Origin of the sequence: Aliirhizobium wenxiniae (assembly GCF_019511445.1) — a bacterium.
GTDB classification, from domain to species: Bacteria; Pseudomonadota; Alphaproteobacteria; order Rhizobiales; family Rhizobiaceae; genus Neorhizobium; species Neorhizobium wenxiniae_A.
In genome coordinates this window covers 163,829-176,653 of sequence record NZ_JAEUAN010000002.1, presented here as the reverse complement: position 1 = coordinate 176,653, position 12,825 = coordinate 163,829, and the positions used below count along the sequence as shown (strand labels likewise).

The window sequence follows — 12,825 nt, the reverse complement described above, 5'->3', positions numbered from 1 at the left end:
TCTCCCCCATCCAGAACCATGCCAACGATCAGCCGGGTTTACCGGCTTTTATCAGAGGAACACCTCGTTTGACCAAGAAATCAAACCTCATGACGCGCATCCTGCTCGCCGCGTCTTTGCTTGTGGCCGCCGCTTTCGGCGCGTTTTCGGTCTATATCGACAGCCTGCAGCGCGATGGCGTTGCGGAGTCCGTCACTCGTAACATCGACTCCACCGGAAAACAGGCGTCGGAGAGCGTCGCCAACTGGTTGAGCGGCCGTTTCATGCTGACCGATACCGTTGCCAAGCAGATAGAGAAGAGCACCGACGTCGCGTCGCGTTTCGCAATACTTGACAACAATGTTCTCGCCAGCCAGTTCGTTTCCACCTATTTCGGTGGGGAGGCCGATGGTGAGATGACGCAGTGGCCAGATCTGCCGCTGCCCGCCGGCTACGATCCGCGCCAGCGCGGCTGGTATAAGCAGGCCGTTGCGCTGAACGGCCCGGTCCTGACCGAGCCTTATGTTTCCGCATCCGACAAGAAGCTGATGATCACGGCTGCTGTTCCTGTCAAGAAAGACGGCAAGTTCATTGGCGTCGTTGCGAGCGACTTTTCGCTCGATTCGCTGGTGCAGGCCATCAATTCGGTCGATGCCGGCCCTGAAGGCCATGCGTTTCTCGTCAACAAGGCAGGCAAGATCCTGCTTCATCCGGATGCGGCATTCGTCAACAAGACGTTGGCCGACCTGTTCCCGACCAATACACCGAAGATCGGTTCGGAGATTTCTGAAACCGCGATCGGCGACAAGGGCAAGCTCGTGAGCTTCCTGCCGGTTGCCGGACTGCCGAATGCAGAATGGAGCCTCGGCTTCGTCGTCGACAGGGATAACGCCTATGCTGCTCTCGGCGAGTTCCGTGTTGCAGCTACCATTGCGACCCTGCTTGCCGTTGTCGCCATGATCGCCTTCCTGGCAACCTTGCTCAGCCGTATCGTCATCTCGCCGGTGACCGCCATGACGGCTGCGATGGAGAAGCTTGCGAGCGGCAATCTTCAGACGACCATTCCGGGGCAGGACCGTACCGACCAGATCGGCTCCATGGCCGCAGCCGTCGCCGTTTTCCGCACCAATGCCGTCGAGCGCCTGCGTCTTGAAGGGGATGCGGAGGAGACTCGGACGCTTTCGGAGCGTGAACGTGGTGAGCGCGAACGGGTTGCCGCCCGTAATGCAGCGGATGTGCGTTTTGCCGTGGACGAACTGGCGAAGGGCCTGTCGCATCTTTCCGATGGCGACCTGCAATATCGCATCAATTCGCCTTTTGTGGCCGAGCTCGACCGGCTGCGCGAAGACTTCAACACCTCGATCGGCAAGCTGAACAGCGCGTTGACAAAGGTGGGCGACAATGCCCGCAATATCGATGCCGGCGCTTCCGAAATCCGCCATGCGGCCGACGATCTGGCACGGCGCACCGAACAGCAGGCAGCCTCGGTCGAACAAACGGCTGCTGCGCTGGAAGAGATCACCACGACAGTCCGAGACAGCGCGCATCGCGCCGAAGAGGTCGGTCGTCTGGTCAGCCGGACCCGTTCCAATGCAGAGAATTCCGGCAGCATCGTGCGCGAGGCGGTACGTGCGATGGAAGACATCGAGCGGTCTTCCTCGGAAATCTCCAAGATCATCGGCGTGATTGACGAGATCGCGTTCCAGACCAACCTGCTTGCGCTGAATGCTGGTGTCGAGGCCGCACGCGCCGGTGAAGCCGGTAAGGGCTTTGCGGTCGTGGCGCAGGAAGTCCGCGAACTGGCGCAGCGCTCCGCCCAGGCTGCCAAGGAAATCAAGGAATTGATCAACGCATCCGGCACTCTGGTTCAGCAGGGCGTTGGCCGTGTCGGCGAGACCGGTACCAGGTTGGAGGCCATCGTGGCCGAGGTGCAGGAGATCAACGGCCACATCCAGGCGATCGTAACGGCAACTCGCGAACAGTCGACCGGCCTGAACGAGATCAATACTGCCGTCAACACGATGGATCAGGGCACGCAGCAGAACGCGGCGATGGTCGAGGAACAGACGGCAGCGAGCCACGGACTTGCCGCCGAAGCGACGGCTCTCAAGACGCTGCTTTCGCAGTTCCGTCTCGGTGGAATGGCTGCTTCGAGCGAGCGCGGAAGCTACAGCCGCGCGGCCTGACAGGCTCCGGTTTCATCCGTAAACATGAATGAGGCGGCCATTGGTCGCCTCATTTGCTTTGATGGGGGCACGCAATAGGCAGGCGGCTGCGAAATCGCGGGTCGTCCAGCGCATCCTTCGGAAAATTCGCGGCCAGGTGATCGATGAATTTTCTCACCGCCGGCGGCAGGCCGCGGCGGGTGGTGAAGACCAGATGGACGATGCCGGTGATGCCGCGCCATGCGGGCAGGATGCGAACGAGCGTTCCATCCTCAAGCGCCTGGCGGCAGGTGTGATCGGGCAGGATGGCGACGCCGAGGCCGGCAATTGCCGCGGCGCGGACGGCGGAAAAATCGGCGCAGCCCATGCGCGGGGCATGGCGGAGGATGTGTCTTCGGCCGTCCTCGGTTTCCAGATGCCATTCCAGTTCGCTCGCATCGTCGCTTGTTGCGAGGGTCGGTAATGTGCCGAGCTGTTCGACATCGGCAATGCGGCTGGCGAGCTGCGGGCTGGCGACGAGGATGCGGACGGACTGGCCGAGCGAGCGCATGGTCAGCGATGCGTCGCTGTCGATCGTGGTGCGGACTCGCAGCGCGATATCGATCCGTTCCTCGATGAGATCGACCGGGCGGTCGACTGCCACGAGCTGCAGTTGCACCTTCGGATGGCGATCGAGGAATGTGTTGACCAGGCCCGATATCGGCTCGACCAGGCCGGTCGGGCAACTGAAGCGGACGAGGCCTTCCGGTTCCGATTTGGCTTCCGCCACCAGCGCCTGCGCCAATTCCGCCTCGGCCAGCATTGCCTTGCAGCGCTGATAGAAGACTTGCCCGACATCCGTTACCCGGAAACGGCGGCTTGATCGTTCGATCAGGCGCACGCCGAGCCGCGTTTCCAGCCCGGCCACGCGGCGGCTGAGCTTGGATTTCGGTTCGCGCAGGGCGCGCCCGGCAGATGCGAAGCCGCCATGGGCTACCACTTCGGCAAAATAGACGAGGTCATTCAGATCTAGCCGCACTATCGTTCTCCATATGGAACGATGAGTGTCGATATTGCTGACTTTCGATCACAGCGTTCCGAATGCATCTTTCATCCAGCGGAAAACAAACCGCAAGAAAAAGGAGAAAGACAATGGCTGCAAGATTTGAAAACAAGGTCGTCATCGTTACCGGCGGCACGAGCGGTATCGGGCTTGCCACGGCAAAGGCTTTTGCGGGCGAGGGGGCATCGGTGTTCATCACCGGTCGGCGCCAGGAAGCGCTCGATGCTGCTGTGAAGGCTATTGGTGGCCGGGTGACAGGCGTTCGTGGCGACATGGGCAAGCTTGAAGATATCGACCGGCTTTATGACGCCGTGCAGCAGAAGCACGGTCATATCGATGTCGTCTTCGCCAATGCCGGTGGCGGTGAGTTCGCAGCGCTCGGTTCGATCACCGAGGAACATTACCAGTCGACATTCGACAGCAACGTAAAGGGCGTGCTGTTTACCGTGCAGAAGGCGCTGCCGCTGATGCGCGATGGCGGCTCGATCGTGCTGACGTCTTCGACCACCAGCATTTCCGGCACGCCGGCCTTCAGCGTCTATTCCGCCACAAAGGCTGCGATCCGCAGCTTTGCCCGCAACTGGATCCTCGACCTGAAGGACCGGCATATTCGCGTCAATGCCGTCAGCCCCGGTGTTACCGACACGGCTGGCCTCAACGAGTTGTTCGGCGGCGGTGCGCAGGCTGAAGGCACGAAGGATTATCTCGCCGGCCTCATTCCCGCCGGTCGTGTCGGCCAGCCGGAAGAGATCGCCAAGGCAGTATTGTTCCTCGCTTCCGATGATGCAAGCTTCGTCAATGGCGTCGAGCTGTTTGTCGATGGTGGTCAGGTGCAGATCTGACCGAAAGAATGATTTGACCGTTGAAGCTCATCCGCGCGTCCTCGAGGGGACGCGTGGCTTTCTCAAGGAGACTGACGATGACTTACGACATTGCGACGCTTTTGAAGCGCAATCTGCAGGAGGTTTTCGGCGAGGCTGACGATCAGCGACGCCAAGCGGTTGCGGCTGAGATTTTTGCGCCGGACGCGGAATTCCACGAGCCGCACGGCGTTTATCGTGGTCCTGCAGAAATCGCCCGGATTGCAGGGGTGATCCGGGCATCGCATCCGGATTTTCAGTATCGTGAACTCGGCCCGGCGGAAGTGCTGCAGGAGACTGCCGGCAGGGTGCGGTGGGTTTCCGGTGCGCCCGGTGAGCCGTCGGCTTATGCGGGGACCGACTTCATCATTGCCCGCGATGGGCGGATCAGCGCGATTTACCTGTTCTTCGATCCGCTGCCGGGCGAGGGGGATGTGTCGCAGGACAGGACCCGGGGGTAGGTGGTTTTGCCCTCCGATGGATCAGGCCAGTTCCCGCAATTCCTCGCGATGGCGGACCATGGTGAGGAAGCGGCGGTAATCGCGGTCATAGGCTGCCTTGCGGACAGGATCGGGGAGATATTCGGTGCCGCCTGCCTGCATCGTTGAGCCTGCGGCGAATAGCGATGAATGGAGGCCGCCGGCGACGGCTGCGGTCATGGCGGTGCCGAGCAGGACGGCATCGCTCGTCTGCGGCACCACGACCCGGCAACCGGTGACATCGGCGTAGAGTTCGACGAGCAGCGGGTTGTTCACATGGCCGCCGGTGACATGCAGGGTTTCAAACAGATAACCGAAACCGACCATGGTATCGAGGATATGGCGGATGCCGAGCGCGATCGCCACGCAGCTGCGCCAGTAGCGACGGCACAGGCCATCGAAGGATGTGTCGAGGGTCAGGCCGGTGATGACGCCGCGCACATGCGGATCGGCGAGCGGCGAGCGGTTACCGTGGAAATCCGGCAGGATATGCAGGTTGGGCGCAATGTCGCCGTCCGTCTCGGCGCGCAGCTCGGCAATGCGGGCGATGATGCGGCCGTGCAGGTCGGCGGTCGGTTCGCCGCCGGCGGCATGCATCTGGACGATATGATCGAGAAGCGCGCCTGCCGCCGACTGGCCGCCTTCGACCAGCCAGTGATCGGGCAGAACCGCCTCGTAATAGGGACCCCAGAGGCTGCGGCCGGGTTTGGGATCACGCGAGAAGGCGACGATGCAGCTGGAGGTGCCGCCGATCAGTGCGACACTGGTTTCCAGCGTCGCATCGCTGGCCGCACCCGCAAGTGCGCCGAAGGCGCCAGCATAGGCGTCGATCAGGCCGGGGGAGACTTGGACCTCCGTATCGAGACCAAGCTCGGCCGCTGCTTGTTTCGCCAATCTGCCAAGGCTGGAACCGACTTCCGCGGTGCTTTCGGGTAAGCCGGCTTTTTCCTTCAGATCTGCGAGACCGGCAAGTTTCAGATAGTCGCTCTTCCAGCCGGGCTTTTCATGCGCCAGATAGTTCCATTTGGCGGTGACGGTGCAGCGGGAACGCTCGGCCGATCCGGTTGCCTTCCAGGTGAGGAAGTCGGCGAGATCGAGGATGAAGCCGGATTTTTTCCAGCTTTCCGGCCGGTTCTCTTTCAGCCATTTCAGCTTCGGCATTTCCATTTCCGGCGACAGCGAACCGCCGGAGAAATCCAGAACATGGTGCCCGGAAGCGGAAAGTTCGTCGGCCTCACGGATAGCGCGGTGATCGTGCCAGACGATCGTATCCTGTTCAGGGAGGCCGGTGGTGGAGACGGAGAGTGGCTTGCCATTCGTGTCCCGCATCACGAGCGAGCAGGTGGCGTCGAAGCCGATGGCGGCAACGCTGGATGGCGCAATTGCAGCTTCGCTCATCGCGGCCTTCACTGCATGGCAGGTTGCGGCCCAGATATCCTCGGAGGAGTGTTCGGCATGGTTTTCCTTGGGGCGGAACATCCGGATCGGATGTTTGGCCTTGGCGAGCATTCGGCCACTGCTGTCGAAAACGCCGGCACGCGCGCTGGTCGTGCCGATATCGACCGCAACGAGATGGTCACGCATGCAGATCTGTTTCCTGTCCCTGTACCGCTCGCGGCAAACGCTTCCTCAATGACGGTCAGACCGCACGCTGGGAAGATGGTCTGTCGCGACCCTCCATGTGTTTTTTACAAGGTGGAGCAAATCCGGCATGGCGTCAAATATGAGATCCGGCGAAAGTGCGTCGATCCGTTCACGATATCCGGGAACGCAGGCATGCGAGCCGCCGGTAAAGGCGAAGACCGTCATTCCGGCGCGCTGGGCTGCCTCGATGCCGGCGGGGCTGTCCTCGATGACGATGCAGTTTTCCGGTGCAATCCCCATCTCACCTGCCGCATGAAGAAAAAGGTCGGGGGCGGGCTTGCCATTCTGAACCATGGAGGCGCTGAAGATATGCGGTTCCAGCTTGTCGAGGATGCCGGTGATGCTGAGCGACAGGCGAATGCGTTCAAGCTGGCTGGACGAGGCGACGCAGCGCGGCAGGTTGAGAAGCGCCAGCGCATCCAGCGTCTCGGCAATGCCGGGAATGGGCTGCAAGTCCGTCTTGAACAGATCGTAGAGATCGAGACGCAGGGTTTCGAGAAATTCGGGTCCGGTGTGGAAATCGTATTCCTCGTCCATCACCTGACGCATGGTGGCAAGGCTGCGGCCGAGGAAGCGTTGATAGGCTTCCTCCTCGGCCATGTCGATACCGTGGCGGTTGAGCGCCTCGACCAGAACCCGGACCGAAAGCGGTTCGCTGTCGACGAGCACGCCGTCGCAGTCGAAGATCACCAATGGGCCGGTGTTCTGTGTTGCGTTATCCGCCACGTTTCACCTCATTCCTGGACCAGCTTGTCGTCGAGATAGAGCTGCAGGGTCTTTGCAGTTCCCTCTGCCCATAGCGTCTTCAGAGCATGGGCGAAACGCTTGCGGAACAGTTCGTTGTTTGAAACCTCGCCGAAGATTTCGTCGAAGACGAGGAAGGCTGCCGGATCGTCCTTGGCCTTGATGGCTGCTGCCTGCAGTTTTTCGGCGCTGGCGTCGTTGAAGACGATCTTGCGACCGCTGTCCGAGGTGCCGGCGAAGTAGCGGCACCAGAGGGCGGAGACCAGCGACAGGCCGACGATATCCTTGCCCTGGGCGAGACGATCGCGGGTCGAGGGCAGGATGAATTTCGGCTGTCGGTTGGAACCGTCCTGCGCAAGGCGCGGAATGGTGTCGCCGATCTTCGGGTTGAGGAAACGGCGCTCGATCAGATCGAAATACTCGTCGAGATTGGTATCCGGCACCGGCGGCACGATCGGGATGATCTCTTCCTTCTCCAGTTTGGCGAGGAAGGCACGGATCAGCGGGTGTTCCATCGACTCGTGGACGAAGTGGATGTCCAAGAGTTCGCCCGGATAGGCGATCGTCGCATGGCCGCCGTTGAGGATGCGGATCTTCATCAGCTCGTAAGGGGCAACGTCGGGGACGAACTGGACGCCGACTTCTTCCAGCGCCGGGCGGCCGGCGGGGAAATTGTCTTCCATGACCCACTGCTTGAACTCTTCGCAGAAGACCGGCCAGTTGTCGTCGATGTTGAAGTCGTTCTTGAGGATATCGACTTCGCGCTGGCCGGTGGCCGGGGTGATGCGGTCGACCATCGAATTCGGGAAGGCGACATTAGCGTGGATCCACTCGGCAAAGGCCGGGTCGGACATCTTGGCAAGGCCGATGACGGTGTTTTCGGTGACGTGGCCGTTCCCCGGAATGTTGTCGCAGGACATGATGGTAAAGGGCTGTACGCCACGTTCGCGGCGCAGCTTCAGGCCGGCGAGGATGAGGCCGAATACGGTCTTCGGGGTTGCCGGGTTCTGGCCGTCCTCGACCATGGCCGGATGGGCCGGGTTGAAATGACCGGCGGCGTCGATGAAGTAACCACCCTCGGTGATGGTCATGGAAACGATGCGGATTGCAGGATCGGCGAGCTTTTCGATCAGCGCATCCTTCTGATCCGGCGCGATGACATCGATCATCGGGGCGGTGACGCGAGCGCCGGTCTTGTTGTTGTCCTGCTCGACGACGGTCGTCAGGTAATCCTGTGCCTTGAGCTTGTCGCGCATCGCGGCGTCGGACGGCATGACGCCGGCGCCGATCAGCGCCCAGTCATGGCCCTTGCCGGTGTTGAACAGGTCGTCGAGATAGACGGCCTGATGGGCGCGATGAAAATTGCCGACGCCGAAATGGATGATGCCCGGCGTCAGGCTCTTCGGGTCGTAATTGGGCACGCCAGCGGTCGCAGCGGCATCCTTGAGGCTTGCCAACGAAAGCTTCACAGTCATTTTCTCATACTCCGGTTGGCCTGCTTGGTCAGGCCGGTAGGATCAATCAGGCCCTGATAGCCAGGCCCTTGTCGTCGAAACGGTGCAGTCTGGTTTCATCCGGCGTCAGGTAGACGGTGTCGCCGTGATGCGCGCCGAACTCGCCGCTGGCGCGTGCGGTCATCTGGCCGATGCCTTCGACATCGAGATGCAGGAAGGTGTCGGCGCCGAGATGTTCGGCGACGGTGACGCGCCCCTTCCAGGTGCCACTCTCCTTGGACAGCGTCAGATGTTCGGGACGGATGCCGGCAGTCGTCGCGCCCTTGGACTTTGCGTAGTCGCCGGTGATCAGGTTCATCCGCGGCGAGCCGATGAAGCCCGCCACGAACAGGTTGCGCGGCGTCTGGTAGAGTTCCATCGGGGAACCGACCTGTTCGATATTGCCGCGATTGAGCACGACGATCTTGTCTGCCATGGTCATGGCCTCGATCTGGTCGTGGGTGACGTAGATCATGGTCGTCTTCAGCTGGTTGTGAAGATCGCTGATTTCGAGGCGCATCGTGCCGCGCAAAGCCGCATCGAGGTTGGACAGCGGCTCGTCGAAGAGGAAGGCCGAGGGTTCGCGGACGATGGCGCGGCCGATTGCGACACGCTGGCGCTGACCGCCGGAAAGCTGCGATGGGCGGCGTTCCAGATAGTCGGTGAGGTTCAGGACCTTGGCGGCGGCCTCGACCTTCTTGTCGATCGCCGACTGTTCCATCTTCGCCATCTTAAGCGGGAAGGCGATGTTCTTTCTGACGCTCATATGCGGATAGAGCGCATAGGACTGGAAGACCATGGCGAGGCCGCGGGCGGCGGGTGCCGCTTCGGTCACATCCTTGCCGTCGATGGTGATCGTGCCGCCGGTCAGGTCTTCAAGGCCGGCGATGAGGCGCAGAAGCGTGGACTTGCCGCTGCCGGACGGGCCGACGAAGACGACGAATTCGCCATCTTTGATTTCCAGATCGACGGAAGGAATGACCTTGGCTTCGCCAAAGTGTTTCTGGACGTTCTTGAGGGTAATGCTGCCCATGATCAGACTTCCTTACTTAACCGCGCCAAACGTGAGGCCGCGAACGAGTTGCTTCTGGCTGAACCAGCCGAGGATGAGGATCGGCGCAATCGCCATGGTCGAGGCTGCCGAGAGCTTTGCCCAGAACAGACCCTGTGGGCTGGAGAAGGAGGCGATGAAGGCCGTCAGCGGCGCCGCATTGGTGGTCGTCAGCTGGATGGTCCAGAACGCTTCGTTCCAAGCAAGGATGATGTTCAAGAGCAGGGTCGAGGCAATGCCCGGAACCGCCATCGGAGTCAGCACGTAGACGATCTCTTTCCAGAGGCTGGCACCATCCATCCGTGCTGCTTCCAGGATTTCGCCCGGAATTTCGCGGAAGTATGTGTAGAGCATCCAGATGACGATCGGTAGGTTGATCAGTGTCAACATGATGGTCAGGCCGACGCGGCTGTCGAGCAGGCCGAAGGTGCGGAAGATGATGAAGATCGGCAGGAGAACCGCGACCGAGGGCATCATCTTGGTCGAGAGCATCCACATGAGGATGTCCTTCGTCCGCTTGGTCGGGGCGAATGCCATGGCCCAGGCGGACGGGATGGCGATGATCAGCGCCAGGATGGTCGAGCCTACCGAGAGGATCACCGAGTTCATGAACGGCTTGAAGTAGTCGCGCTGCGTCTGAACCGTGACGTAGTTCTCGAACGTGCCGGACGGGATGAGCGAGAAGCCTGCAATGGCTTCCTGCTCCGTTTTCAGGCTGGTGATGACCGCGTAGAGGATCGGGAAAAAGATGAGCAGTGCTACAACCCAGGCGGCGATGCTCCAGCCGATCCGAGCTCCGGTTGTTACTTTGCGAGCCATGATCGTCTCTCCTACTTGTCCAGGTTCTTGCCGACGGCGCGCATCAGGAAGATGGCGACGATATTGGCGAGAACGACTGCGATGATACCGCCTGCTGCACCGCCGCCGACGTCATAACCGAGGCGTGCCGTGCGGTAGATGAGGAAGGTGAGGTTGGTCGATGCGTAACCCGGGCCGCCATTGGTGGTGACGAGGATTTCCGCATAGATGCCGAGCAGGAAGATCGTCTGGATCAGGATGACGACGGTGACCGCGCGCGAAAGATGCGGGATCGTCAGGTAGATGAAGCGGTTGAAGAAGTTGGCGCCGTCCATTTCGGCGGCTTCCTTCTGCTCGCTGTCGAGCGACTGGAGCGCGGTCAGCAGGATCAGCGTGGCAAAGGGCAGCCACTGCCAGGCAACGATGATGATGACCGAAAACAGCGGATATTGCGCAAACCAGTCGACCGGCTGCGCGCCGAAGAACTTTGCGATATCCGCAAACACGCCATAGCCCGGATGCATGATCATGTTCTTCCAGATCAGCGCAGCGACCGGGGGCATGACGAAGAAGGGCGAGATCACGAGGATGCGCACAATGCCCTGACCGAAAATCGGCTGGTCGATCAGAAGCGCAATCGCGGTGCCGCCGATGACGGTGATGGCAAGCACGCCGAGAACCAGTACAAGCGTGTTCCAGATCGACTGGAAGAAGGCCGGGTCGGTGTAGAAGTACTGGTAATTGAAGAAGCCTGCGAACGAGACATTCATCGGTGTCAGCAGGTTGTAGTTCTGGAACGAGTAGTACAGCGTCATTGCGAGCGGTACGGCCATCCAGATCAGAAGCACGACGACGGAGGGCGCCATCATAAGGCGTGCCAACGTCCTGGTATTCTGCGTTGCCATCTTAAAAACCCTCCCCGGAGCGTTGCGCTCTCATTGCCGGCCTAAACGCTCTTGATGAACGTCAGCTCGGAAGCACGATCTTGTTTTTATAGGGTAGCTTGTGGATACGACGAGAGGCGCAGCTTCCGGTCGTTGAGTTTCCGTCTGAGGCGGGCTGCCCGACGTTCGTGCCGGACAACCCTTATCCTTGGGAGGAAATCCCTTACTTGATGTAGCCGGCGCGGGTCATGTCGCGGGTTGCCGTTGCCTGAGCGGCGGCAAGCGCGTCGTCGACCGTGGACTGGCCGGCGATGACAGCTGAGAAGAGCTGGCCGACAGTGGTGCCGAGAGCCTGGAATTCAGGGATCGCGACGAACTGGCCACCCGTATAGGGCACCGGCTTGACGGTCGGCTTGGTGATGTCGGCGGCCTGCATGGCAGCGAGCGTCGGAGCGGCGAAGGCTGCTTCCTTTTTGTAGTCCTCGGTGTTGTAAAGCGAGGTGCGCGTGCCCGGAGGAACGTTGGCCCAGCCTTCCTTGGAGGCGACGAGCTGGGTGTATTCCTTGCTGGTTGCCCAGGAGATGAACTTCTGCGCGGCTTCAGCCTTCTTCGAGGATGCCGGAACGGCGAGGTTCCACGACCACAGCCAGTTGCCGTGGTTGGAAACGCCTTCCTTGGACGGGAAGATCGCGTAACCGACCTTGTCGGCAACCTTCGAGTCCTTCGGGTTGGACACGAAGGATGCGGCGACGGTCGCGTCGATCCACATGCCGCACTTGCCCTGCTGGAACAGCGTCAGGTTTTCGTTGAAGCCGTTGGAAGAAGCGCCCTGCGGGCCTGCTTCCTTCATCAGGTCTGCGTAGAACTGCAGCGAGGCCTTCCATTCCGGCTGGTCGAACTGGGGCTTCCAGTTTTCGTCGAACCAGCGGCCGCCGAAGGAGTTGTTGAGGGCCGACACGAAGGCCATGTTCTCGCCCCAGCCGGCCTTGCCGCGAAGGCAGATGCCGCTGATGTCGTTGGCGCGATCGGTGGTCTTCTTTGCTGCGTCCGCGATGAATTCCCAAGTCGGGCTTTCCGGCATCTTCAGGCCGGCTTTTTCGAACAGGTCCTTGCGGTACATGATCATGGCGGATTCGCCGTAGAACGGTGCCGCGTAGAGCTTGCCTTCGACGGACAGGCCGCCGCGGATCGCCGGCAGGAGGTCGTCCATGTCGTACTTGTCGCCAAGGCCTTCGAGCGGCAGAAGCCACTGCTGCTTGGCCCAGATCGGAACTTCGTAGTTGCCGATGGTGACGATGTCGTACTGGCCGCCGTTGGCGGCGATATCGGTAGTGACGCGCTCGCGCAGGACGTTTTCTTCCAGCGTAACCCAGTTCACTTCAATATCCGGGTTTGCCTTGGTGAATTCGGAGGTGAGGCCCTGCATGCGGACCATGTCGCCGTTATTGACTGTCGCGATGGTGAGGGTTTCAGCCGATGCCGTGGTGGCAACGAAGGCCAGCGCCGAGCAGGCGCCCAGCAGAAAAGTCTTCAATGTCATATCTTCCTCCCGAGAAGATGTTGGCGAGCATTCGCTTTGCTCGTGAGCAATTACCTATCAGTAACTGACAGAAGTCAACACGGATTCCTCGCTGCACTGCGATTAAAACGTTTTAAGCAATTGAATTTGAACGAGGAAATTTTTGC

At 60.7% G+C, this 12,825-nt stretch carries 11 protein-coding genes; 3 read left to right on the top strand and 8 right to left on the bottom strand.

Translation table 11 applies throughout. From position 1 onward, the window contains the following. The first annotated feature begins 68 nt into the window (after positions 1–68). The gene (gene mcpU, locus JNB91_RS03060) at positions 69–2,165 is read left to right on the top strand and encodes a methyl-accepting chemotaxis protein McpU (protein ID WP_275957779.1); all 2,097 of its coding nucleotides are present in this window, start codon (positions 69–71) and stop codon (positions 2,163–2,165) included. 49 nt (positions 2,166–2,214) lie between these two features. On the opposite strand, the gene JNB91_RS03055 is transcribed toward mcpU, so the two are convergent. Beyond that, complete coding sequence (locus JNB91_RS03055) at positions 2,215–3,165, bottom strand: LysR family transcriptional regulator (RefSeq protein ID WP_346269261.1); 951 nt, start codon at positions 3,163–3,165, stop codon at positions 2,215–2,217. 110 nt (positions 3,166–3,275) lie between these two features. Between JNB91_RS03055 and JNB91_RS03050 the strand changes: the two genes are divergently transcribed. Continuing rightward, positions 3,276–4,028, top strand: a complete 753-nt coding sequence (locus JNB91_RS03050) for an SDR family NAD(P)-dependent oxidoreductase (protein WP_220324046.1) — start codon at positions 3,276–3,278, stop codon at positions 4,026–4,028. 77 nt (positions 4,029–4,105) lie between these two features. Further along, a complete protein-coding gene (locus JNB91_RS03045; protein ID WP_220324045.1) occupies positions 4,106–4,507 on the top strand; it encodes a nuclear transport factor 2 family protein in 402 nt (133 codons plus the stop codon). A gap of 21 nt (positions 4,508–4,528) precedes the next feature. Here JNB91_RS03045 and JNB91_RS03040 read toward each other — a convergent pair whose 3' ends face one another. The 7 genes from JNB91_RS03040 to JNB91_RS03010 all read right to left on the bottom strand — a co-directional run bounded on the left by JNB91_RS03040 (position 4,529) and on the right by JNB91_RS03010 (position 12,679). After that, a complete protein-coding gene (locus JNB91_RS03040; RefSeq protein WP_220324044.1) occupies positions 4,529–6,109 on the bottom strand; it encodes an FGGY-family carbohydrate kinase in 1,581 nt (526 codons plus the stop codon). A gap of 45 nt (positions 6,110–6,154) precedes the next feature. Beyond that, positions 6,155–6,895, bottom strand: a complete 741-nt coding sequence (locus tag JNB91_RS03035; protein WP_220324043.1) for an HAD family hydrolase — start codon at positions 6,893–6,895, stop codon at positions 6,155–6,157. Positions 6,896–6,903: 8 nt separating this feature from the next. Then, the gene (locus JNB91_RS03030; RefSeq protein WP_220324042.1) at positions 6,904–8,388 is read right to left on the bottom strand and encodes a mannitol dehydrogenase family protein; all 1,485 of its coding nucleotides are present in this window, start codon (positions 8,386–8,388) and stop codon (positions 6,904–6,906) included. A 46-nt stretch (positions 8,389–8,434) separates the two neighbouring features. Then, on the bottom strand, positions 8,435–9,439 hold the full coding sequence (locus JNB91_RS03025; RefSeq protein ID WP_220324041.1) for an ABC transporter ATP-binding protein: 1,005 nt from the start codon (positions 9,437–9,439) through the stop codon (positions 8,435–8,437). A gap of 12 nt (positions 9,440–9,451) precedes the next feature. Continuing rightward, positions 9,452–10,276: a carbohydrate ABC transporter permease gene (locus JNB91_RS03020; RefSeq protein ID WP_220324040.1), complete on the bottom strand. Its 825-nt coding sequence runs from the start codon at positions 10,274–10,276 to the stop codon at positions 9,452–9,454. Between the two features lie 11 nt (positions 10,277–10,287). Continuing rightward, positions 10,288–11,160 carry a carbohydrate ABC transporter permease gene (locus tag JNB91_RS03015; protein ID WP_220324039.1) on the bottom strand — a complete coding sequence of 291 codons (873 nt, stop codon included), beginning with the start codon at positions 11,158–11,160 and terminating at the stop codon, positions 10,288–10,290. 202 nt (positions 11,161–11,362) lie between these two features. Beyond that, positions 11,363–12,679: an ABC transporter substrate-binding protein gene (locus JNB91_RS03010; protein WP_220324038.1), complete on the bottom strand. Its 1,317-nt coding sequence runs from the start codon at positions 12,677–12,679 to the stop codon at positions 11,363–11,365. Positions 12,680–12,825: the final 146 nt, after the last annotated feature.

Excerpts from the sequence above, each read along its gene's own strand:
- JNB91_RS03015 (WP_220324039.1), bottom strand. The coding sequence starts at position 11,160 with ATGGCAACGCAGAATACCAGGACGTTGGCACGCCTTATGATGGCGCCC.
- JNB91_RS03010 (WP_220324038.1), bottom strand. The coding sequence starts at position 12,679 with ATGACATTGAAGACTTTTCTGCTGGGCGCCTGCTCGGCGCTGGCCTTC.
- JNB91_RS03030 (WP_220324042.1), bottom strand. The coding sequence starts at position 8,388 with ATGACTGTGAAGCTTTCGTTGGCAAGCCTCAAGGATGCCGCTGCGACC.
- JNB91_RS03045 (WP_220324045.1), top strand. The coding sequence starts at position 4,106 with ATGACTTACGACATTGCGACGCTTTTGAAGCGCAATCTGCAGGAGGTT.
- JNB91_RS03040 (WP_220324044.1), bottom strand. The coding sequence starts at position 6,109 with ATGCGTGACCATCTCGTTGCGGTCGATATCGGCACGACCAGCGCGCGT.
- JNB91_RS03025 (WP_220324041.1), bottom strand. The coding sequence starts at position 9,439 with ATGGGCAGCATTACCCTCAAGAACGTCCAGAAACACTTTGGCGAAGCC.
- JNB91_RS03020 (WP_220324040.1), bottom strand. The coding sequence starts at position 10,276 with ATGGCTCGCAAAGTAACAACCGGAGCTCGGATCGGCTGGAGCATCGCC.
- JNB91_RS03050 (WP_220324046.1), top strand. The coding sequence starts at position 3,276 with ATGGCTGCAAGATTTGAAAACAAGGTCGTCATCGTTACCGGCGGCACG.